We start from the raw sequence: 22,594 nt of genomic DNA, 5'->3' as shown, positions 1-22,594 counted from the left end.
GACCCTGGAGAACGTTGAAACGGTCCCGCGAGAAGGCCGCGTCCGAGCTGTTCGCCGCCCTCTATCCGCGTCTCGCCGGCTGGTGCCGCCGGCTGGTCGACGACGACGAGACGGCCCACGAGATCGCCTCGGAGGCCTTCACCCGGCTCTGGGCCCGCTGGACGTCCGTCGCGGAGCCCCGCGGCTTCCTCTACGTCACCGCGGCCAACCTCGTCCGGGACCACTGGCGCAAGCTGGAGCGCGAACGCAGAGCCGTGCGCCGGGCGACCACGGAGGCCGCGGTGACCCCGCATCCCGAACAGACGGACCCCTCGGTACGGCTGCTCGTGCAGTCCCTCCCGGAACGACTGCGCGTGCCGATCCTGCTGCACTACTACGCTGACATGCCGATCCGGGAGGTGTCCGTGCTGACCGGACGCAAGGAAGGAACCGTCAAGGCCGACCTCCACACGGCCCGCGAACTGCTCCGCGCCCACCTGAGGAGAAGCCTTGATCACACACTCTGACGAGGGCCCGGACCGCGACCCCGACGACCCGCTCACCGTCCTCCTGCGACCCCCGGCCGAATACCTCGGCGCGCCCCCCGGCCGCTACGAGGAGATCCGCCGTGGCGCCTCCCGCCGCCGTCTCCTGCGCGCGGCCGCCGGAGCGGCCCTGACCTGCGGTGTCGCCGCACTCGTCGTCCTACCCCTGCATCTGACCGCATCCGACGGCCCGGCCTCCCCGGTGGTCCCTCTCGCCCCGCCGCCCGCGAGCAGCCCCTCGACGCTGCCGCCGTCGACCAGGGCGCCCGGCCCGGTCACCCCCACTCCCAGCGCCAGTCCCTCCATGGTCCCGAACCGTCCGTCGGCCCCGCGCACCGCCGAACCGTCGGCAAGGTCCGTGCCTACGGTCGCCCAGTCGGCCCGTACCGGAAGGGCAATCCCCTCCAGCAGGTGAACGACAACAGTTTTGAACACGTTCAATAAGGGGCGTACGCTGCCGCCATGAGCGACAGAGCCGCCCTGCTGAAGGGCATCCGCGCCTGGCTGGCCTTCTTCGTCGTCTGCCTGGTGCTCAGCGGCGCCACGGCCTTCCCCCTGGTCCACGAACTGCGCTGGACCGAGGACCTGCTCGGGCACCTCCCCGCTCCGGACGCCCTCATGGACTGGATCGAGCGCGTCCGGCGCGGACTCGACACCGCCGACGCCGACTACCCCTTCCTGCTCTACGGCACGGACTGGCTCGCCTTCGCCCACCTCGTCATCGCCGTCGCCTTCTACGGCCCCTACCGCGATCCGGTCCGCAACATCTGGGTCGTCGAGTTCGCGATGATCGCCTGCGCCGGGATCATCCCGCTCGCCCTGATCTGCGGGCCGCTTCGGGGAATCCCCTTCTGGTGGTCGGTGATCGACATGTCGTTCGGAGTCTTCGGGGTCGTTCCGCTGTACGTCGTACGGAAGAAGATCAAGCGGCTGGAGGGGCTGGGCCAGGGGCTGGTCGAGGGGGTGGGTCAGCGGTTGAAGGCCGGGTAGGCGAAACGTTCGGCGGTCGCCTGGCCGTCGCCCTTGGCGTCGGTCGAGGTGACCGAGTAGACCAGGGTGCGGGAGAGGTCGGGAGTGGCGGCGATCACCGTGGCATAGCCGGGCCGCGAGCCGGTCTTGCCCCAGATCACCTTGCCGTTCAGCTCGAACCGCTCCAGCGCCGCCGCGTACCGCGCGCCGGGCACGTCGGGAAGCGTGAACATCTCCCTCAGCTGCGGCTCGGGCACGACCCTGCCACGGAACAGCCCCACCAGCAGTCGCTGCAGATCGGCCGTGGTGGAGATCAGATCGCCCGCCGCCCGGCGGTCGGACATGTTCCAGTCGGTCACGTCCACCAGCCTGCCGTCGATCCAGTCGTACCCGCGGTTGTGCGGACCGTGGATGCGGGGGTCGGCGCCGACGGGGAACGAGCTGTCCCGCATGCCGAGCGGCCGGAAGATCCGTACCTCGGCCTGGTGCGCGTACGAGTCGCCCGTCACCTTCTCGATGAGCAGGCCGAGGACCGTGTAGTGGATGTTGTCGTAGTCCTGCCGGGTGCCGGGCGCGTACGCCGGGCCCTTGGCGACGGAGGCCGCCACGACCTGCCGCGGGGTCAGCGTCTCGAAACGGTGCGGGTACCCGTCCTCGACCGTGTCACCGAGGGAGGCCCCCGACCGCAGGCCGCTGGTGTAGTTCAGCAACTCCCGTACGGTGACGGGCTCGAACTCCTCGGTGAGGAGGCCGGGCAAATACTGCTGCACGGTGCCGTCCAGGTCGATACGGCCCTCCGCGGCCAGCTGCAGCACGATCGCCGCGGTGACCACCTTCGTCACGGAACCGGCCCGGAAGCGTCCGTTCTCCAGCGCCGGAGCCCCGGTCCGCACGTCGCGTACTCCGGCCGTACCCTGCCACGTCCCGTTGCCGCCGACGCGGATGGCTGCGGAGGTCGCGTCCGAGTCGGGGAGCCCCGCCATGGCGGCACGCAGGGCGTCGGTGTCGGGCCCGGTGACGGCGGGGGTGGACACGGAGGCGGTCGCGGGGGCGGCGAACGCGGGCGCGGCCAGCGGGCCGGCGGCCAGGGCGAGGACGAGGGAAGCGGCGAGGATCGTCGAGGTGCGGGCACGCATCGGCTGCTCCTGAGGACTCGGTGGCAGGGGTCGTAGATCATCCTCGGGGTGGGGGAGGCGGTGCGGATCGTCGGTGAGGAGGGCATGGCCCCCTGACCGGTCCCGGAGCAAGTCCCTTACGGTGTGCGGACGTTGTGGGGGATCGCCCCTACGGGCACCGGCCGTCGCCGATCGTCGGCCGCGGCTCGGCGAAAAAGTGTTATCCCGCCCGTCTCCACCGCGTCTCCCCTCGCGTCCCCCATTCCCCCCACACCCGGGAGCCCCCACATGCCCCGCCCGCACCCGGCGCCCACTGTGACCCCCGACATAGCCACCACCCCCGGTATGGCTGAGAAGGTGCGGTCGAACGGCATATGACCCGGGAGAGGACGCACGTGGACGAGAGGGCCGGGCATCAGTGGCGCTCCACCATCGCGGCTGCACAGGCCGGTGACCGGCAGGCACTGGACGACCTCGTCGCGGGGTGGCTGCCGCTGGTCTACAACGTCGTCGGCCGTGCCCTGAACGGCCATGCCGACGTGGACGACGTCGTCCAGGAGACCATGCTGCGCGCCGTCGACAACCTCGGCTCGCTGCGCGACCCGGACAGCTTCCGGTCCTGGCTGATCGCGATCGCCATGCGGCAGATACGGGACCGGGCGCGCCGCAGGTCCCCTCAGCAGCTGGACGAGAGCGCCGCCCAGGAGGCCACCGACTTCGCCGAGCTCACCGTGCTGCGGCTGCAGTTGGAGGGGCAGCGGCGCGAGGTCGCGGAGGCGGTGCGCTGGCTGGACGACGAGGACCGGCAGCTGCTGTCGCTGTGGTGGCTGGAGGTCGCGGGCGAGCTGACCCGGCGCGAGCTGGCCGCGGCCGTCGGCATCAGCCGACAGCACGCCGCCGTACGCGTCCAGCGGATGAAGGAGCGCCTGGAGACCTCGCGCGGCATCGTGCGCGCACTGGACGGGGCGTGCCCGGAACTGCGGGAGCTGACCGGCCGCTGGGACGGGCGGCCCGACTCGGTCTGGCGCAAGCGGCTGGCCCGGCACATCAGGGGCTGCGCCTACTGCGGCGACGCGCGCGAGTCCGTCGTACCGGCGGAGAGGCTCCTGGTCGGGATCGCGCTCGTACCGGTCCCGGTCGGCTTCACGCTCTCGCTGGCCCTCGGGGGCAAGACGGCCGTGGCCGCCGGCTCCGTCGGCTGGTCCGCCAAGGTGCTCGGCGTCCTGACCAAGCCCGCCGTCGCCGTCGCGGCGAGCGCGACCATCGTCGCGGGCGGCGCTTATGTCGTCACACACACTCCGCACCCCCCGCCCGCGCGCGCGTCCAGCACCCCCACGGCGTCGAGCACCCACCGCCCGCCGCCCCCCTCCGCTTCGCCCAGGCCCTCCCCGTCCCCGTCCGTGTCTCCGTCCCCGTCCCCATCGGTGACGAAGCAGAAGACCGAGCTCTACGGCAGCGTCGTCGACGCCGTCGACAAGGCGCCCGCCCCGGACAAACCGCCCGCCGCCCTCCCGCACCGGCCCGCGTCCGGCATCACCAGCACCGGCGGTGCGCACGCCATGATGACCCACCGCGGCGACGGCGTGACGCTCACCGGCCAGGGCTATGTCCTGGTCGTCTGGCAGCTCGAACCGCAGTACCGGCCCGGCAACCTGGTCCCGCCGACCTGGACCGGCCTGAAAGGCAGGCTCTTCCATGTGGCCTCGGGCGGCGGCCGCCGTATGGACGACCGCGTCAGCAGCACCGACCCGACGGCCACCGGCATGGGCAGCAAGGCGACCGGCTTCGACGTCCTGCCGCCCGGCACCCAGCAGATGTGGCAGAACGAGTACTTCTACGTCGACGGCCGCGTCACCCTCACCCTGAACGAACGCGGCGCCGACTACAACCTGTTCGTCTCCCCGACCACCTGGGACGCGGTGGAGAACGACGTCACGACGGGCCCGGGCCGGGACGCAATCCGCTACGGCCTGGTCCGCGACACCGGCAAGGACGACACCCCGGTCCCGCAGTACGTCACCCGCGCGACCCCTTCCGACCCGGCGACGGTGGCCCAGCGCTCACGGGTGTAGCCGCTCAGCCGCCGCCCCGGAGGGCGCACAGGACGTCGACGCGGTTGGTCGTGATCGAGTCGACCCCGAGAGCGATGAGACGGCGCATCGAACGGCGGGTGTCCGGCGTCCAGACGGACAGCAGGTACCCGTCGTGGTGGACGCGGGCGGCCAGGTCGCGGTCCACCAGCGAGAAGCGGTAGTTGAGCCAGCGCGGCTTCACCGCATCGAGCAGCGCGGGGCGCGGCGGTGCCAGGCTGGTGCAGGTCAGGGCGATCTCGGCGGAGGTGTCGGCGGCGCGGACGGCGAGCATCGCGGCGGCGTCGGCGCAGTAGTAGACACGGTCCGCCGCCCCGACCTCCCGTACGGCGTCCACGATGCGGCGCGCCTCCCGGACGTCGCGCGTCCCGGGCAGGTCCAGCATCAGCCGGGTGCCGTCGACGGCGGCCAGCGCCTCCGCCAGCGTCGGCACCCCGCCGTCCGTGAGACCGCGCACCTCGGCCGCGGACAGCGAGCGGAGCGGCCGCTCGTGCTCCCACAGCCGTTTCAGCGTCTCGTCGTGCAGCAGCACGGGGACGCCGTCCTTGGTCAGCCGTACGTCGATCTCGACCGCGTCCGCGCCCTGTCGGAGCGCGGAACGCAGCGAGTCGATCGTGTTCTCGCGGACGCGGTAGGGGTCGCCGCGATGGGCCACGGCGGTCACGTTCTGCATGGCCCCATTGTGGAGGTCGTCCTTCTGGAGGGCGTCAGGGGGCGAGCCACGCCGAGGTGTAGGAGTCGATCTCGTCCCTGATCCCGGCCTTGCCGGCCTCGTCCAGGAAGGAGGCGTCGACGGCGCTCTTGGCCAGCGCGGCCAGCCCCTGTGCGTCGAGGTTCAACAGGCGCGCGGCGACGGCGTACTCGTTGTTGAGGTCGGTGCCGAACATCGGCGGATCGTCGGAGTTGATCGTGACGACGATCCCGGCCTTCACGAACTCCTTGATCGGGTGCTCGTCGAGGCTGCGGACCGCGCGCGTGGCGATGTTGGAGGTCGGGCAGACCTCCAGCGGGATCCGGTGCTCGGCGAGGTGCGCGAGGAGCTCGGGGTCCTGGAAGGAGTGGGTGCCGTGCCCGATGCGCTCGGCCCGCAGATGGGTGAGCGCGTCCCACACCGTCTGAGGGCCGGTGGTCTCGCCGGCGTGCGGCACGGAGCGCAGCCCCGCCGCGATCGCCCGGTCGAAATACGGCTTGAACTGCGGCCGCTCCACCCCGATCTCGGGCCCGCCGAGCCCGAACGACACCAGTCCCTCCGGCCGCAGCCGGTCGTCGGTGGCGAGCCGCGTCGTCTCCTCGGCGGCCTCGAGGCCCGCCTCGCCGGGAATGTCGAAGCACCAGCGCAGCACCGTCCCGAACTCGGCCTCCGCCGCCTTCCGCGCGTCCTCGATGGCGTCCATGAAGGCCCGCTCGTCGATGTTGCGGCGGGTCGAGGACCACGGGGTGATGGTCAGCTCGGCGTAGCGCACCTGCTGCCGGGCCAGATCCCGGGCCACCTCGTACGTCAGCAGCCGTACGTCCTCCGGGGTGCGGATGAGGTCCACGACGGACAGGTACACGTCGATGAAGTGCGCGAAGTCCGTGAAGGTGAAGTAGTCGACCAGGGCCTCGGGGTCGGTGGGCACCTTGGAGTCGGGGTGCCGGGCGGCGAGCTCCGCGACGATCCGGGGGGAGGCGGAGCCGACGTGGTGCACATGCAGTTCGGCCTTGGGCAGTCCGGCGATGAAGGCGTGCAGGTCACGCGGCGCGGCGGCGAAAGCGCCCAGGTGCTGGGTCAAGGGTTCCTCCCCGGAACGGCGCCCCGGGCGGCTGGGCCGGGCGGGACGCGGGTGATCGGCTGATCGGTGGGTCGGGATCATCGTAGGCCGGGCGGCAAAGCCGCCGGGACAAGGCTTTACGATGGCGTGACGATCGAACGAGGGGGACGGGGACGTGGGGGACCAGACACAGCCGCGCGGGGGCGCAGGAGCGGAACACGACCCGTGGGCGCCGCCGGAGCGCAAGACGTCGCTGGAGAAGGGCGGGCAGCAGCCCGCACCCGAGCAGCCCCCGGTGCAGCCGCCTCAGGTACATGACCAGGCCACGGTGACGTCCGTGCCGTCCGACGGCTTCGCCCCGCCCGCATTCGGCGCCCCCGGCTACGCCCCGCCCGGCGCGCCCCCCGCCCCCGACGGCTGGTCCGAGTCCGCCGTACCGCCCCCGCCGATAGCGCCCACCGGCCCCGGCATCGGCCCGCAGGGCCCGGGGGCACCCGGCGGATACGGCTACCCCGCCTACCCGCAGGGCTACGGCTGGCCCGGTATGCAGCCGTACCCGCAGAACGGCATGGGCACCGCGGCGCTGGTGCTGGGCATCCTGTCCTGCTGCATGTTCTGCATCTACGGCATCGTCTCCGTCGTCCTCGGTGTCCTCGCGGTGGTCTTCGGTATCAAGGGGAAGCAGCGGGCGGACCGTGGCGAGGCCAACAACCGCGGTCAGGCCCAGGCGGGCTTCATCACGGGCATCGTCGGCATCGTCCTCGGCATCGCCACGATCGCCCTGCTGGTCTTCGCGATCGTGGCAACCGTGCACGACGAGAGGAACAACGACAACGTCGACGACGGCCCCTCCTACAACTCCGCCCCCAGGGTGGCGGCACCGCTGGTGGCCGGCGGCTGACGCCGGCCGCGCGGCCCGCGCCGCACGGGCGGGCCGCTCACTCCTCCCGCAACCGCTCCCGCGCCGCCATCAGCGCGAACCCCAATAGATTCGGCCCGCGCCACCGCTCCGGATCGGCCGCGGCCTCGTCGTCCGCCGCAAGGCCGATGCCCCACACCCGGTCCACGGGGCTCGCCTCGACGAGCACCCGGTCCCCGGTGTTCACCAGGAACTCCCGCAGATCCGCGTGGGCGGCGAACTTGTGGACGCTGCCGTCCACCACGATCCCGAAGCGCTCGCGCTCCCATATCTCCTCGTCGAAGCCGCGCACGAGCCGCCCCGCCTTCTTGGCCTGCGAGGGGTGCCCGGCCGCGAGAATCCGGCGCTCGGCCTCCGCGTCGGAGAACAGCCGTGCCTTGGCGGCCATCATCCAGTGCTCCGCCGTCCCGTACGTCACCCCGTCGACCGTGAACGGCGACGGCCACCACTGACTCAGACAGCTCTGCCCCACCCTGCCGTCAGCCCGCGCGCGGTGCCCCCAGAAATGCAGGTACTTCACCTTCTCGCCCTCGCGGACCGCCTTGACCAGTGCTTCCCGCGAGTCGATCCGCCCCGTGATCCTTTCCATGCATGCGAGTCTCGCAGCCACCACTGACACTCCGTCCCCCCTTTTCGGGGCTCACTCGACACCTGGTCGACAGATTCCGTCGCGTAACCGAAAGGCAACAACGGAATCCCTTGTAGGAGTGGCATAGCTCTGTCAGGATCGGCACTCAAATCGAGCTGGAGCTACGCCACCCGCCCCCGTGGAGCCGCGGGGCGACGGCGGAGGAGAGCGACATGCAGAACCCGGGCACCGCCACCCCGGAACGATTCCCCGCGCAGGACCGCCTCGCGGACGGCGCGCAGTTCATCGCGGGCCGCCTGACGAAGGGCACCTCCGGCCGTACGCACGCGGTCGTCGACCCGGCGACGGGCGAGGAGGTGTACACGTACGAACTGGCAGGCCCCGACGACGTCGACGCGGCCGTGGCCGCAGCGCGCGAGGCCTTCCCCGGCTGGGCCGCCGCCACCCCCGGCGAGCGCTCCGACGCACTGCACCGCTTCGCCGCCGTGCTCGCCGACCGCGCCGAGGAATTCGCCCGCGCGGAGAGCCTGCAGTGCGGCAAGCCGCTGAAGCTGACGCGCGAGTTCGACGTCCCGGGCACCATCGACAACACCGCCTTCTTCGCGGGCGCCGCCCGGCATCTGCAGGGGCAGTCCGCCGGCGAGTACTCCGGGGACCACACCTCGTACGTACGCCGTGAGCCCATTGGTGTCGTCGGGTCGATCGCGCCCTGGAACTACCCCCTCCAAATGGCCGCCTGGAAGATCCTTCCGGCGATCGCCGCGGGCAACACCATCGTGCTCAAGCCCGCCGAGCTGACCCCGCTCACCTCACTGCTGTTCGCGCAGGCCGCCACCGACGCAGGCATCCCGGACGGTGTCATCAACATCGTCACCGGTACCGGCAAGGAGGCCGGTGAGCATCTCGTCGGGCACCCCGACGTGGCCATGACCTCGTTCACCGGCTCCACCGCCGTCGGCAAGCGCGTGGCCGAGATCGCCACCGCCACCGTCAAGCGCCTCCACCTGGAGCTGGGCGGAAAGGCACCCTTCCTCGTCTTCGACGACGCCGACCTCGATGCAGCGGTGAACGGCGCGGTCGCGGGCGCGCTCATCAACACCGGGCAGGACTGCACGGCCGCCACGCGCGCGTATGTGCAACGCCCGCTCTACGAGGCGTTCGTCGAGCGGACCGCGGCCCTGATGGAGACCGTCCGGCTCGGCGACCCCTTCGCCGCCGGCACCGATCTCGGCCCGCTGATCTCGCACGTCCAGCGCGACCGCGTCGCCGGTTTCGTCGACCGGGCGCGCTCCTACGCGCGCGTGGTGACCGGTGGCGAGGCTCCCAAGGGGGAGCTCGAGAACGGCGCCTACTACCGGCCCACCCTGGTCGCGGACGCCGCCCAGGACAGCGAGATCGTCCAGTCGGAGATCTTCGGACCGGTTCTGGTGGTCCTGCCCTTCGACGGCGATGACGAGGGAATCAGGCTCGCCAACGACACCCCGTACGGCCTCGCCGCCTCCGCCTGGAGCCGCGACGTCTACCGGGCGAACCGCGCCACCCGCGAGATCAAGGCGGGCTGCGTGTGGATCAACGATCACATCCCGATCATCAGCGAGATGCCGCACGGCGGCTACCGGGCGTCCGGCTTCGGCAAGGACATGTCCGCGTACTCGTTCGAGGAGTACACGCAGATCAAGCACGTCATGTTCGACAATACGGCGGTGGCGAGGAAGGACTGGCACCGCACGATCTTCGGGGACCGCTAGCGACCACCGGCCGCCGACCACGGTCGGCTCGAACCCTCCCGAAAGGGCATCACGAGCATGGAGCAGTACGAGCCCGAGCGCCTGTCACCGGTCGTGGCGGCCGCGATGCGGCGCAGCATGCAGAGCGGCCGGGCGGCGATGACCCGCCGGTCCCTGATGCGCGCCTCCACCGGTGGCGCGCTCGCCCTCGGTGGCCTCGCGACGCTGAGCGGATGCGGCATCCCCGCGGCCGGCAAGACGCAGGGAGGCCAGTCCGCCGACGACCACTCGGCCAAGGAGAAGGAGATCAACTTCTCCAACTGGACCGAGTACATGGACGTGGACGACAGCGAGAAGCACCACCCGACGCTGGACGCGTTCCGCAAACGGACCGGGATCACGGTCAAGTACACCGAGGACATCAACGACAACGACGAGTTCTTCGGCAAGATCCAGCCGCAGCTCGCCGCGGGCCAGGACACCGGGCGCGACCTCATCGTCCTCACCGACTGGCTGGCCGCCCGGATGATCCGCCTGGGCTACGTCCAGAAACTGGACGCGTCCAACCTGCCGCACGCCTACGCCAACCTCTCGGAGCAGTTCCGCAGCCCCGACTGGGATCCGGGTCGCGCCTACTCGTACGTGTGGCAGGGCATCTCCACCGTCATCGCGTACAACAAGAAGGCGCTCGACGGCGTCGAGGTGAAGTCGATCTCCGATCTGCTCGACAACCCCAAGCTCAAGGGCCGGGTCGGCTTCCTGACCGAGATGCGCGACAGCGTCGGCATGACGATGCTCGACATGGGCAAGGACCCGGCGAAGTTCACCGACGACGACTACGACGCGGTGATCGCCCGCCTGCAGAAGGCCGTCGACAAGGGCCAGATCCGCCGCTTCACGGGCAACGACTACACGTCCGACCTCACCAAGGGCGACTTCGCCGCCTGTGTCGCCTGGGGCGGCGACGTCGTCCAGCTGCAGGCGGACAACCCGGACGTCGGCTATGTCATCCCCGACAGCGGCTACATGACGTCCACCGACAACCTGCTGATCCCCAACAAGGCACGCCACAAGACGAACGCCGAGCGGCTCATCGACTACTACTACGAGCCGGAGCCGGCCGCCGAGCTCGCCGCGTACATCAACTACGTGAGCCCGGTCGCGGGAGTGAAGCCGTACCTTGCCAAGATCGACAAGTCGGCGGCGAGCAACCCGTTGATCCTCCCCGACCAGGCCATGCAGGCGAAGTCCCATGCCTTCCGCTCGCTGAGCTCGAAGGAAGAGACGGCCTACCAGCAGAAGTTCGCGAAGCTCACAGGGGCGTGACGAAGATGACGACGACAGACAACAGCGGCGACGTCCGCCTCTCCGGGATCAGCAAGACCTACGGCGCCTTCACCGCCGTACACCCGCTCGACCTGACCGTGCCGCAGGGCTCCTTCTTCGCCCTGCTCGGCGCCTCCGGCTGCGGCAAGACGACCACCCTGCGCATGATCGCCGGACTGGAGGAGCCCAGCAGCGGCACCGTCCACCTCGGCGACCAGGAGGTCACCCACCTGCCGCCGTACAAGCGGCCGGTGAACACGGTCTTCCAGTCCTACGCCCTCTTCCCGCACCTCGACATCTTCGAGAACGTGGCCTTCGGTCTGCGCAGGCGCGGCATCAAGTCGGTGAAGAAGCAGGTCGAGGAGATGCTGGAGCTGGTCCAGCTCGGCGAGCAGGCGCGCAAGAAGCCGCACCAGCTCTCCGGCGGCCAGCAGCAGCGCGTGGCCGTGGCCCGCGCGCTGATCAACACGCCCAAGGTGCTCCTCCTCGACGAGCCGCTCGGCGCCCTCGACCTCAAGCTGCGCCGCCAGATGCAGCTGGAGCTCAAGCGCATCCAGACCGAGGTCGGCATCACCTTCATCCATGTCACGCACGACCAGGAGGAGGCCATGACCATGGCCGACACGGTCGCCGTGATGAACGCGGGCCGCGTCGAACAACTCGGCTCGCCCACCGACCTCTACGAGAACCCGCAGACGACGTTCGTCGCCAACTTCCTCGGCACCTCCAACCTGATCGAGGCCGAGGTCGACACGAAGAACGGCGACGACATCGTCCTCAAGGCGGGCGGCGGCAAGCTGGTGCTGCCCGAGGCGCGATGTTCCGCGCCCACGACCACCGGCGGCAAGGTCCTGGTGGGTGTCCGCCCCGAGAAGATCTCCCTCACCCACGCCGACGAGGCGGGCGAGATCGCCGAGGGCCGCAACCGCATCACCGGCAGGATCGCCGACTCCTCGTTCATCGGCGTCTCCACGCAGTACGTCATCGACAGCCCGGTCTGCCCGGAGTTCGAGGTCTACGCCCAGAACATCGACCGCGACGCCCGCCTGGTGCCCGGAGCCGAGGTCGTCCTGCACTGGAACCCGGCCCACACCTTCGGCCTCGACGCCGCCCAGGACATCGACGCGGGTGTCGCCGAGGTCGAGGAGGACGCCGCCTGATGGCCGCCGTCACCGAGGCGCCACCCCTGGCGCCCGCCCCCGAGACCAAGCCTCCGCGCAAACGCGGCCGCCTGGTGCCGTACTGGCTCCTGCTCCCCGGCATCCTCTGGCTGATCGTCTTCTTCGCGCTGCCGATGATCTACCAGGCCTCCACCTCCGTACAGACGGGCTCCCTGGAGGAGGGCTACAAGGTCACCTGGCACTTCGCCACCTACTGGGACGCGCTGTCCGAGTACTGGCCGCAGTTCCTGCGCTCGGTCGCGTACGCGGCCGCCGCGACCGTCCTGTGCCTGCTCCTTGGCTACCCGCTGGCGTATCTGATCGCCTTCCGCGCGGGCCGCTGGCGGAACCTGATCATGGTGCTGGTGATCGCGCCGTTCTTCACCAGCTTCCTGATCCGCACCCTCGCCTGGAAGACGATCCTCGCCGACAGCGGCCCGGTGGTGAGCACCCTCCACACGCTGCACGTCCTGGACGTCACCAACTGGCTCGGCTGGACCTCCGGCGACCGCGTCCTGGCCACCCCGCTCGCGGTGGTCTGCGGACTGACGTACAACTTCCTGCCGTTCATGATCCTGCCGCTCTACACCTCGCTGGAGCGCATCGACGGGCGGCTGCACGAGGCGGCCGGTGATCTGTACGCCAAGCCCTGGACCACCTTCCGCAAGGTCACCTTTCCGCTGTCGATGCCCGGTGTGGTCTCCGGGACGCTGCTGACCTTCATCCCGGCGGCCGGCGACTACGTCAACGCCGAACTCCTCGGCTCGACCGACACCCGCATGATCGGAAACGTCATCCAGACGCAGTTCCTGCGGATTCTGGACTATCCGACCGCAGCGGCCCTCTCCTTCATCCTCATGGCCGCGATTCTCCTCATGGTCACCATCTACATTCGCAAGTCCGGGACGGAGGATCTGGTTTAAATGTCCGTCCTCAACTGGCTCAAGCGGCATCTCGTCGTCATCGCGGGACTGCTGACACTCGGATATCTCCTGCTCCCGAACATCGTCGTCACGGTGTTCTCCTTCAACAAACCGAAGGGGCGCTTCAACTACCAGTGGCAGCAGTTCTCCACGGACGCGTGGAAGGACCCGTGCGGCGTCGCCGACATGTGCGGCTCGCTGTCGATCAGCCTCCAGATCGCCCTGTGGGCGACGATCGGCGCCACCGTTCTCGGCACGATGATCGCCTTCGCGCTGGTCCGCTACCGGTTCCGCGCGCGGTCCACCGTGAACTCGCTGATCTTCCTGCCGATGGCGATGCCCGAGGTCGTCATGGCGGCCTCGCTGCTCACCCTGTTCCTCAACCTGGGTGCCCAGCTGGGCTTCTGGACGATCCTGATCGCCCACATCATGTTCTGCCTCAGCTTCGTCGTCGTCGCGGTCAAGGCACGCGTGATGTCCATGGACCCGCGCCTGGAACAGGCCGCGCAGGACCTCTACGCCGGCCCCGCGCAGACCTTCCTCCGCGTCACCCTGCCCATTGCCGCTCCCGGAATCGCCGCCGGCGCGCTGCTGTCCTTCGCGCTCTCCTTCGACGATTTCATCATCACCAATTTCAATGCGGGCTCGACCGTCACCTTCCCCATGTTCGTCTGGGGTTCGGCACAGCGCGGAACGCCCGTCCAGATCAATGTCATCGGTACGGCGATGTTCCTCGTCGCCGTATTGTTGGTGCTTTCTTCGATGCTCATCGGAAATCGCCGCAACAAGCAAAAGGCGTAATCGCAGAAACCCTGTAGGGAGTTGAAATCATGGCCCCAAGCGCCATGAGCCGTGGCAACACCTGGACAAAGTCTCTCTCCGACGCACAGCCGGTCCCGTACTGGCTGGAAGACCCCGGCAAGCCCCACCCCGAGCCCGCGCTCACCGGCGCCGAGACCTGCGATCTGCTGGTCGTCGGCGGCGGCTACAGCGGACTGTGGACCGCGCTCATCGCCAAGGAGCGCGACCCCGGGCGGGATGTCGTCCTGCTGGAAGGCCGCGAGGCGGGCTGGGCCGCCTCGGGCCGCAACGGCGGCTTCTGTGCCGCCTCCCTCACCCACGGCCTGCCCAACGGCCTGGCCCGCTGGCCGGACGAGATCCACAAGCTCCAGGAACTGGGCGCCCGCAATCTCGACGAGATCGAGAAGGCGGTCGCCCGGCACTCCCTGGACTGCGACTTCGAACGCACCGGCGAGATCGACGTGGCGACCGAGACGTACCAGGCGTGGGAACTGCGCGACTGGTACGAGGAGATGGAGCGTGAGGGCCTCGCCGAGGGCGTCGAGTTCCTGGACGCCGAAGCGGTACGGGAACAAGTCGCCTCTCCGACATTCCAGGCCGGGCTCTGGGACCGCCGTGGCGTCGCCATGCTCAACCCGGCGAGGCTCGCCTGGGGCCTCAAGCGCGCCTGCCTCGCCCTCGGCGTCCGCGTCTACGAGCACACCCCCGCGCTCACCCTGAAGCCGTACGGCGCCGGCATGGCCGTACGCACCCCCTACGGCTCCGTCCGCGCCCGCAAGGTCGCGCTCGGCACCAACATCTTCCCGAACCTGATCAAGCGCGTACGGGCGTACACCGTCCCGGTCTACGACTACGCGCTGATGACCGAGCCGCTCAGCGAGGAGCAGCTGACGTCGATCGGCTGGAAGAACCGCCAGGGACTTGGGGACAGCGCCAACCAGTTCCACTACTTCCGCCTCTCCGCCGACAACCGGATCCTGTGGGGCGGTTACGACGCGGTCCACCACTACGGCGGCCGGGTGCGCCGCGAGTACGACGACCGTCCGGAGACGTACGCCAAGCTCGCCGGGCACTTCTTCACCTGCTTCCCGCAGCTGGAGGGCGTCCGCTTCACGCATGCGTGGGGCGGCGCCATCGACACCTGCTCGCGCTTCTCGGCGTTCTTCGGCACCGCGCACCACGGCAACGTCGCCTATGCGGCGGGCTACACGGGCCTCGGCGTCGGCGCCACCCGCTTCGGCGCCGAGGTGATGCTGGACCTGCTGGCGGGGGAGACCACGGAGCGGACCTCGCTGGAGATGGTCCGCAAGAAGCCGCTGCCCTTCCCGCCCGAGCCCTTCGCCTGGACCGGCATCGCGCTCACCAAGTGGTCCCTGGCCCGCGCGGATGCGCACGGAGGCCGCCGTAACCTCTGGCTGCGGACAATGGACCGACTCGGACTCGGTTTCGACAGCTGAGAGACACCCGACCCGCGGAAATTGTGATCCAGCTCACTTCACATGGTCGGGAAAACCCGCGTAATGCCTGCCAGGAGACCTCCCTCTCTCCTGTGACGCGACCAGCGTCCAGGAGAGACAGGAGGTCTCCTCATGGCTGGGGCGAAAACGGCGGTCGAGTGGCTGGCGTCCGTTGCTCCGGATCCCGAGGCCTGCCGCTGGGAGTGGGAGCGCAATCCCCTGGGGATCGCGCTGCTGCCCGCAGGCAAGGCCTGGGACGTGCTCATCCTGCCGGCCGAGCTCGGCTATCCCACGCTCGACGTCCTCACCCGGTTCCTCGACCGGCCGGGCCCGGTGCTCGTCGACTTCGGGGACGCCCGCATGGGCTTTCTCGTGCCGCCGGGCACCGCGGCCCGCTGGCTCGGCACCGGTATCCGTACGGCAGGGGCGGGCACCTGGATCGTGGTGCCGTACCCGGGACGCTCGACCGGCGGCGTTCGCTGGCTGGTCCCGCCCGACGGCTCGGGCACCCTCACGGACCCCGCACTCCTCGAACTGGCGATGCACGAGGCGGCGGCGCGCCTGGCGCGCGAGGAGGACAGCTGACGGGCCACTGATGGCCAGAGGTCTACACAGGCGGCGGCTACAAGGACGGTCCGCACGACGGACTACGCGCACTCACCGCACTCGCGTCGGCCCCCGCACGGCCGACGCGCACCAGGAACATCCACAGCGATGCGATCAACACCGTACACAGACACCAACTGGCCACGACGTCAAGGGGCCAGTGATAGCCGCGCCGCACCAGCCCGTACCCGACGGCGAGATTGACGACGGCGCAGGCGCCGTGCAGCGCACGGCGGGCGTACACCGTGCGGAGCCAGGGGAGCAGCAGCAGGGTCGCCGACCCGTAGGCGACGGCGGCCGTCGCGGTGTGGCCGGACGGGTAGTAGCCGGTGGCAGGGGGCACGAGGGGGGTGCCCGGCCGGTCGACCAGTTCTTTGAGGGGGACGATCAGCGCCGGGACCAGCGCCATCAGCAGCGCGGCCGCGAGCGGCGGCAGCCACCAGCGGTACGTCCCAGCCGCACGTCCCCGCCAGGCCACGTGGACCAGGGCGACGACGAGGATGGGCACCGCGACCTGGACATTGCCCAGGTCGGCGAGGAGTTCCGAGAAGCGGTCCGGGTGCGCGAGGGCGTCACTGACCCGCCGGTCCACGCGCAGCAGCAGGCCGTTGGACACGACCTGCCAGGTGATCAGCGCAAAGAGGAGGGCGGGAAGCCCGAGAAGGAGAAGAAAGGAGGTCGGCCGCCCCGGAACAGGGGGGGTAGTTCCGAGGCGGCCGATCAGATCGGATCGACGCCCACCCCGGGGGGTTTGGGGCGGGCGACTGTCCGATCGGTGAGGAGATCCGGAGCCGGAAGCTCCGTGTGTGTGCGCGAGGGCACGACCAGGTCGTAGCTGGGGAGGCCACGGCCTGAAATCGCCCACAGTCCCCTGTGAGCGGGGTGTATCTCTCATCTGGGTAGAACCTACGGCAGGGGGTGGGCGGAAAACAGACGGAATCGCGTCCCGCCATCCACCTCGCACACCTTCTTCACATGGCCTGACGCCCACCGCCCCGGCCCCGGAATCGCGGCGGACGCCAGGGCTGGGGCGGGTGGTGCGCATGGGACGCGCATCCGTGCGTGAGCTGGGGATTCCGCTTGGCTCAGATCCGCGCGAAGGCCTGCTCGATGATGTCGAGACCCTCGTTCAGGAGGTCGTCGCCGATGACCAGCGGGGGCAGGAAGCGGAGGACGTTGCCGTAGGTGCCACAGGTCAGGACCAGCAGGCCCTCGGCGTGGCAGGCCTTGGCCAGCGCGGCGGTCGCCTCGGGGTTCGGCTCCTTGGTCGTACGGTCCTTGACCAGCTCGATGGCGATCATCGCGCCGCGGCCGCGGACGTCGCCGATGATGTCGTACTTCTCGGCGATGGCGGTGAGGCGGCCCTTCATGATCGCCTCGATGTTCTTCGCCTTCGCGTTGAGGTCGAGCTCCTTCATCGTCTCGATCGAGCCGAGCGCGCCCGCGCAGGCGACGGGGTTGCCGCCGTAGGTGCCGCCCAGGCCGCCCGCGTGCGCGGCGTCCATGATCTCGGCGCGGCCGGTGACGGCGGCCAGCGGCAGACCGCCCGCGATGCCCTTGGCCGTGGTGATCAGGTCCGGGACGATGCCCTCGTCCTCGCACGCGAACCACTGGCCGGTGCGGCAGAAGCCGGACTGGATCTCGTCGGCGACGAAGACGATGCCGTTGTCGGCGGCGAACTTCCGGATCGCGGGCAGGAAGCCCTTGGCGGGCTCGATGAAGCCGCCCTCGCCGAGCACCGGCTCGATGATGATCGCGGCCACGTTGTCCGGGCCGACCTGCTTGCTGATCTGGTCGATGGCCTGCGCGGCGGCCTCGGGGCCGGCGTTCTCCGGGCCGGTCGGCCAGCGGTAGCCGTAGGCGACCGGGACGCGGTAGACCTCGGGCGCGAAGGGACCGAAGCCGTGCTTGTACGGCATGTTCTTCGCCGTCAGCGCCATCGTCAGGTTGGTGCGGCCGTGGTAGCCGTGGTCGAAGACGACGACGGCCTGGCGCTTGGTGTACGCGCGGGCGATCTTGACGGCGTTCTCGACGGCCTCGGCGCCGGAGTTGAACAGCGCGGACTTCTTGGCGTGGTCACCCGGCGTGAGCTCGGCGAGGGCCTCGGCGACCTCCACGTAGCCCTCGTACGGGGTGACCATGAAACAGGTGTGGGTGAAGTCGGCGAGCTGCGCGGAGGCCCGGCGTACGACGGCCTCGGCGGACGCGCCGACGGAGGTCACCGCGATGCCGGAGCCGAAGTCGATCAGCCGGTTGCCGTCGACGTCCTCGATGATCCCGCCCCCCGCGCGGGCGGTGAACACGGGCAGCACGGAGCCCACGCCCTGCGCGACCGCGGCGGTACGGCGGGCCTGCAGTTCCTGCGACTTCGGACCGGGGATGGCGGTGACGATCCGGCGCTCCTGCGGAAGTGCACTCATGAGGGGCTCCTGGGGGTGTGCGGCCTTGCGGACTTTTGGCTTCTTTTCTCGCAGGTTAGGACCGGGAGAGGGGGGTGGGCATGCTCCATGTGGGCGCTGTCGGGGGTTCGGGTTTGTCCGCGGTGGACATGGCGGCCGGTGCGGGGCCCGGCCGCGTAAGCGGTGAACTCCCCGTGCCGGGGCGTTAGATTGACCGCTGACGGTGGACGGAACGGCTGGTCAGGGAGCGAGGGTGATGGACAGCGACGGGACGCAGGACACGCGGGGTACGCATGCGAATCCTGTGCCACGTCCGGCGGGCCCGCCGGAGGTACCGCCGAGGCCCACGACCGCACCCGGCGTACCGCCGCGGCCGGACGGCTCGGCCTTCCTGGCGTGGCTGCGGGCGCCGCGCCCCGAGACGCCGCCGGGCGTGTGGCGGTTCGGGCACCGACCGCGGCCGCAGGAGGAGCCCGAACTCATCCCCGCTCGCCAGCTGGTCAGCGGCGCGGTGATCGCGTTCCTCGTCGGCTGGCTGATCTGGTCGCTGCTGTGGAACGGCTACCTCGGCGGCTGGTGGCTGCTGCCGCTCTACGCGATGATCCCGGACTCCTGGGCCCAGCCGCACAGCATCGCCTCGGTCGTGGTCGTCTACGCCTACTACGTGCTGATCGCCCTGGTCATCATGATCGGTGTCGGGAGGCTCGGCCGCTGGGGCGAGATCTGGCGCCGCTACGGCCCGCCCGCCTGGAACCGGACGGCGCCCCGCGCCGAACGCCCGCCCACCCCCGAACAGGACCCCGCCGAGTGGCCCCAGCTCCGCGCCGCCGGAGCCGCCGACGCCGCCGAGCGGCTCGCCGAGGAGGCCCGGGCCGGGCTGATGCGGGACGTCGACCACGCCCGGATCGTGCGCGCCTGGCAGGGCGTACGGACCGGTCGGCACACCCTCGCCGCGTTCACCGGCGCCGTGCTCAAGGACGGCGCCGCCGCCTGTCTGCACCCCTCCGGCGAACGCGACCTGCCGGCCCGGCTCGCCCGGCACGACCTGGTCACCGGTCAGGTGCGGCTCGGCACGACCGCCGACGACCCCCGCAACCCGTACGTCTACCGCGGCGCCGGGCTCGGTCTCGGCCCCGATCTGCTCGGCACCTCCCTGCTCGCCGTCGGCCCGGCCGGCTCCGGCAAGACCGGCACCGTGGTGCGGCCGCTCGCCGAGTCGCTCTGTCTGCACGCCCTCGCCGGACGGGCCGCGGTCGTCGTGGTCGGCGCGGCGGGCGCCGGGCTCGGACCGGTCGACGCGTACGACGTCGTCGTACGGATCGGGAATCCGGAATCCGTGTACGACCTGGACCTGTACGGCGGGACGAGCGACCCCGACGAGGCCGCGGCCGTGCTTGCCGAGGCGCTGGTCGGGGACCTCGCCGATCCGCACCCGGGCAGCGACAGCCGCCGGTCCACGACCGTGCTCGCCCAGCTCCTCGGCCCCTTCCGGGCCGTCCACGGCCGCTTCCCCTCAGTGCCGGAGCTGCGGCAGCTGCTCGACGGTGCGCCGGGGCCGCTGGAGGAGCTGCGTACGGCGCTGCAGGGCTCGGGGCAGGAGTCGCTGCTGCGTGAACTGGACGCCCGGGAGCGGCAGTTGGGGCATCCGGGGGATGTGGCGGCGGTGCTGGCGGACCGGGTGGCGCTGCTGGACCGGCCCGCCTTCGCCGGGTTCTTCGACACCTCGGGACAGTCCAAGCCCTTCTCCCTCAAGGCCCTCGACCACCCGGTGCGGGTCCGTATCGACCTGCCCGAGCGCGGGCATGCGGACGCCTCGCGGATGCTGGCGCGGCTGGTGCTCGCGCAGTTCACCGCGAGCGTGGCGGTACGCGAGGACCGTTCGCTCTTCGCCTGCCTGGTGCTGGACGACGGGACGGGGGTCGTGACCCCGGAGGCGGTGCGCGGGATCCAGCGGCTGCGGTCCGGGAACGCCGGTGTCGTACTGACCCTGCGGACCCTGGACGATGTGCCGAGGCCGTTGCGCGGGCCGCTGCTCGGCTCCACCGGATGCCGTATGGCGCTGTCCGGGCTCACCCCGTGGGACGGGCAGGACTTCGCCGAGGTCTGGGGCAAGGAGTGGACCGAGGCACGGGACGTCACCGACCGGCAGATCATCGCCGAGACCCCGGCCGGCAAGGCCGTCCACATGCTCCGGCGCGTCATCACCGGCAAGGCGCCCACCGCGCGGGCCGTGACCGTCCGGCAGGTCGAGCGGGAGCGGTGGTCGGCGTCCGAGCTGGCGCACGGGGTGCCGCCCGGACATGCGGTGCTGTCGCTGACGACCGTGAAGGGCGAGCATGCGCCGCCGCTGCTGGTGGATCTGAGGGGTTAGGTCTGGACTTCACAGGACCGGGTGACCGTACGGTGAGGCAGAATCGGCACAGGCCGTTCATACCTGGCGGCCAAAAGATCAAAAGGTTCGCCCGATCCCCGCAAACCTGACCTGAAGGCCTCATGCCCCCGACACTCGCCTCGCTCGTCCACCACTCCGCGCTCAAACTCACCGTGCGCGCGGGCGAGGACCGCCTCGACGTGCCGGTCCGCTGGGCGCACGTCAGTGAGCTCGCCGACCCCGTGCCGTACATGGAGGGCGGGGAGCTGCTGCTGATCACCGCGCTGAAGCTGGACGCGGAGGATCCGGAGGCGATGCGGCGGTATGTGAAGCGGCTGGTGGGGGCGGGGGTCGTCGGACTCGGCTTCGCCGTCGGGGTCAACTACGAGGAGATCCCGAAGGCGCTGGTCGACGCGGCGGAGGGCGAGGGCCTGCCGCTGCTTGAGGTGCCGCGGCGCACGCCCTTCCTCGCCATCAGCAAGGCCGTGTCCGCGGCGATCGCCGCCGACCAGTACCGGGCGGTGACGGCGGGCTTCGCCGCCCAGCGCGAACTGACCAAGCAGGCGCTGACGGGCGGACCCGAGGGAGTGCTGTCCGCGCTCGCCTCGCAGGTCGACGGATGGGCCGCGCTGTACGACGCCTCGGGCGCCGTCGTCGCGACCGCACCGGAGTGGGCGGGCCGGCGGGCCGCACGGCTCACGGCGGACGTGGAGCGGCTGCGGGAGCGGCCCGCGCCCGCGTCCTCGGTGGTCGGCCCGCCGGACAACGAGGACCGCGTCGAACTGCACTCGCTGGGGACTGGGAGGCGGCCTCGGGCCGCGCTCGCGGTGGGGACGGCGGCCGCGCTCGGCACGGCGGAGCGGTACGCCGTCCACTCGGCGATCGCGCTGCTGACGCTGACCACGGAACGGTCGAGGTCGCTGCACGCCGCGGAGCAGCGCATCGGGGCGGCGGTGCTGCGCATGCTGCTCGCGGGGGAGCCGGACCATGCGCGGGCCGTCGCGGGCCATCTGTACGGGGGGCTGCTGGACGCACCCTTCCGCTTGGTCATCGCGGAGTCGGCGGCGCGGGCCGCCGCCGACGCGGGCGGCGATCCGCTGGCCGGGCTCGCCGAGATCGTGGAGTCGGCGGCCGCGCGGGCGGGGGAGCCGGTGCTGGTCGTACCCGAGGGGGAGCGGCTGGTCGTGCTGGCTGCGGACGGGGGTGCGGCGGTCACCGCGTGCGGGGAGTACGCGGCGGTGGTGGAGGCTGCGCGGGGTGGGGCGGACGCGGTGCGGGATGCCACCGGCGGTGAGGAGGACGAGCTGGTGGTCGGGGTGTCGGCGCCCGTGGGGCCGATCGCGGCCGCGGCGGCGTACAAGCAGGCCGAGCAGGCGTTGTCGGTGGCCCGGCGGCGGGGGCGGGTGTTCGTGGGCCACGAGCAGTTGGCGGCCGGGTCTGTGCTGCCGTTGCTGGCCGACGATGCGGTGAAGGCGTTCGCGGACGGGTTGCTGCGGGCGCTGTACGAGCATGACGCGACCGGGCGGGGGGATCTGGTGGCCTCGCTTCGGGCGTGGTTGTCGCGGCATGGGCAGTGGGATGCGGCGGCTGCGGATCTGGGGGTGCATCGGCATACGTTGCGGTATCGGATGCGGCGGGTGGAGGAGATTCTGGGGCGGTCGCTGGATGATCCGGATGTGCGGATGGAGCTGTGGCTGGCGCTGAAGGCGACGTCGGCGGAGTAGCCACCGCGGGTTTCCTCGCCCCCGCCGCCCCTACCCGTCCCGTCCCTGGGGGCTGCCGCCCCCAGACCCCCGCTTTCGGCCTGAACGGCCTCGTCCTCAAACGCCGGACGGGCTGAAAACAGCCCCTCCGGCGGTTGAGGAGC

General features: G+C 70.9%; 20 protein-coding genes. 14 read left to right on the top strand and 6 right to left on the bottom strand.

All coding sequences use genetic code 11. The features are described 5' to 3' along the window. Positions 1-14 precede the first annotated feature (14 nt). Genes ACWDAG_RS29895 through ACWDAG_RS29885 form a run of 3 tightly spaced genes read left to right on the top strand, consistent with a single transcriptional unit; the run spans position 15 to position 1,514 of the window. Positions 15-506 (top strand): RNA polymerase sigma factor, encoded by a 492-nt coding sequence (locus tag ACWDAG_RS29895; protein WP_450698663.1) that lies wholly within the window; start codon positions 15-17, stop codon positions 504-506. Continuing rightward, complete coding sequence (locus ACWDAG_RS29890) at positions 490-939, top strand: hypothetical protein (protein ID WP_450698662.1); 450 nt, start codon at positions 490-492, stop codon at positions 937-939. Before ACWDAG_RS29895 ends, ACWDAG_RS29890 begins: the two co-directional genes overlap by 17 nt. A gap of 47 nt (positions 940-986) precedes the next feature. Then, entirely contained in the window at positions 987-1,514 is a 528-nt protein-coding gene (locus tag ACWDAG_RS29885; RefSeq protein WP_450698661.1) for a hypothetical protein, read from the top strand. On the opposite strand, the gene ACWDAG_RS29880 is transcribed toward ACWDAG_RS29885, so the two are convergent. Continuing rightward, complete coding sequence (locus ACWDAG_RS29880) at positions 1,493-2,629, bottom strand: serine hydrolase domain-containing protein (RefSeq protein ID WP_450698660.1); 1,137 nt, start codon at positions 2,627-2,629, stop codon at positions 1,493-1,495. The genes ACWDAG_RS29885 and ACWDAG_RS29880 overlap by 22 nt on opposite strands. 353 nt (positions 2,630-2,982) lie before the next feature. Here ACWDAG_RS29880 and ACWDAG_RS29875 point away from each other — a divergent pair, with 353 nt between their 5' ends. Next, on the top strand, positions 2,983-4,680 hold the full coding sequence (locus tag ACWDAG_RS29875) for an RNA polymerase sigma factor (RefSeq protein WP_450698659.1): 1,698 nt from the start codon (positions 2,983-2,985) through the stop codon (positions 4,678-4,680). A 4-nt stretch (positions 4,681-4,684) separates the two neighbouring features. On the opposite strand, the gene ACWDAG_RS29870 is transcribed toward ACWDAG_RS29875, so the two are convergent. After that, complete coding sequence (locus ACWDAG_RS29870) at positions 4,685-5,371, bottom strand: glycerophosphodiester phosphodiesterase (RefSeq protein WP_450698658.1); 687 nt, start codon at positions 5,369-5,371, stop codon at positions 4,685-4,687. A gap of 34 nt (positions 5,372-5,405) precedes the next feature. After that, positions 5,406-6,470 (bottom strand): adenosine deaminase, encoded by a 1,065-nt coding sequence (locus ACWDAG_RS29865; protein WP_450698657.1) that lies wholly within the window; start codon positions 6,468-6,470, stop codon positions 5,406-5,408. 154 nt (positions 6,471-6,624) lie between these two features. Between ACWDAG_RS29865 and ACWDAG_RS29860 the strand changes: the two genes are divergently transcribed. Beyond that, the gene (locus ACWDAG_RS29860) at positions 6,625-7,350 is read left to right on the top strand and encodes a DUF4190 domain-containing protein (RefSeq protein WP_450698656.1); all 726 of its coding nucleotides are present in this window, start codon (positions 6,625-6,627) and stop codon (positions 7,348-7,350) included. 37 nt (positions 7,351-7,387) lie between these two features. On the opposite strand, the gene ACWDAG_RS29855 is transcribed toward ACWDAG_RS29860, so the two are convergent. Beyond that, positions 7,388-7,957 (bottom strand): NADAR family protein, encoded by a 570-nt coding sequence (locus tag ACWDAG_RS29855; RefSeq protein ID WP_450698655.1) that lies wholly within the window; start codon positions 7,955-7,957, stop codon positions 7,388-7,390. Positions 7,958-8,169: 212 nt separating this feature from the next. Here ACWDAG_RS29855 and ACWDAG_RS29850 point away from each other — a divergent pair, with 212 nt between their 5' ends. The 7 genes from ACWDAG_RS29850 to ACWDAG_RS29820 all read left to right on the top strand — a co-directional run bounded on the left by ACWDAG_RS29850 (position 8,170) and on the right by ACWDAG_RS29820 (position 15,936). Continuing rightward, a complete protein-coding gene (locus ACWDAG_RS29850; protein WP_450698654.1) occupies positions 8,170-9,705 on the top strand; it encodes a gamma-aminobutyraldehyde dehydrogenase in 1,536 nt (511 codons plus the stop codon). 57 nt (positions 9,706-9,762) lie between these two features. Beyond that, positions 9,763-11,010 carry an ABC transporter substrate-binding protein gene (locus ACWDAG_RS29845; protein ID WP_450698653.1) on the top strand — a complete coding sequence of 416 codons (1,248 nt, stop codon included), beginning with the start codon at positions 9,763-9,765 and terminating at the stop codon, positions 11,008-11,010. A gap of 5 nt (positions 11,011-11,015) precedes the next feature. Continuing rightward, positions 11,016-12,170, top strand: a complete 1,155-nt coding sequence (locus ACWDAG_RS29840) for an ABC transporter ATP-binding protein (RefSeq protein WP_450698652.1) — start codon at positions 11,016-11,018, stop codon at positions 12,168-12,170. Next, positions 12,170-13,093, top strand: a complete 924-nt coding sequence (locus ACWDAG_RS29835; RefSeq protein WP_232650921.1) for an ABC transporter permease — start codon at positions 12,170-12,172, stop codon at positions 13,091-13,093. Before ACWDAG_RS29840 ends, ACWDAG_RS29835 begins: the two co-directional genes overlap by 1 nt. Next, complete coding sequence (locus ACWDAG_RS29830; RefSeq protein ID WP_450698651.1) at positions 13,094-13,894, top strand: ABC transporter permease; 801 nt, start codon at positions 13,094-13,096, stop codon at positions 13,892-13,894. A gap of 29 nt (positions 13,895-13,923) precedes the next feature. Continuing rightward, positions 13,924-15,351, top strand: a complete 1,428-nt coding sequence (locus ACWDAG_RS29825) for an NAD(P)/FAD-dependent oxidoreductase (RefSeq protein ID WP_450698650.1) — start codon at positions 13,924-13,926, stop codon at positions 15,349-15,351. Positions 15,352-15,483: 132 nt separating this feature from the next. Beyond that, complete coding sequence (locus ACWDAG_RS29820; protein ID WP_450698649.1) at positions 15,484-15,936, top strand: hypothetical protein; 453 nt, start codon at positions 15,484-15,486, stop codon at positions 15,934-15,936. Between the two features lie 37 nt (positions 15,937-15,973). On the opposite strand, the gene ACWDAG_RS29815 is transcribed toward ACWDAG_RS29820, so the two are convergent. Both ACWDAG_RS29815 and gabT read right to left on the bottom strand, forming a co-directional pair. Further along, entirely contained in the window at positions 15,974-16,822 is an 849-nt protein-coding gene (locus ACWDAG_RS29815) for a phosphatase PAP2 family protein (RefSeq protein WP_450698648.1), read from the bottom strand. 220 nt (positions 16,823-17,042) lie between these two features. Then, positions 17,043-18,377: a 4-aminobutyrate--2-oxoglutarate transaminase gene (gabT, locus tag ACWDAG_RS29810; protein ID WP_450698647.1), complete on the bottom strand. Its 1,335-nt coding sequence runs from the start codon at positions 18,375-18,377 to the stop codon at positions 17,043-17,045. Between the two features lie 235 nt (positions 18,378-18,612). Between gabT and ACWDAG_RS29805 the strand changes: the two genes are divergently transcribed. Then, positions 18,613-20,727 carry an ATP-binding protein gene (locus ACWDAG_RS29805; RefSeq protein WP_450698646.1) on the top strand — a complete coding sequence of 705 codons (2,115 nt, stop codon included), beginning with the start codon at positions 18,613-18,615 and terminating at the stop codon, positions 20,725-20,727. Between the two features lie 122 nt (positions 20,728-20,849). Continuing rightward, positions 20,850-22,451 carry a PucR family transcriptional regulator gene (locus tag ACWDAG_RS29800; protein WP_450698645.1) on the top strand — a complete coding sequence of 534 codons (1,602 nt, stop codon included), beginning with the start codon at positions 20,850-20,852 and terminating at the stop codon, positions 22,449-22,451. The last annotated feature ends 143 nt before the right edge of the window (positions 22,452-22,594 follow it).

The sequence above is a fragment of the Streptomyces sp. NPDC001157 genome (assembly GCF_053598255.1).
This window is presented reverse-complemented; position numbering and strand designations above follow the sequence as displayed.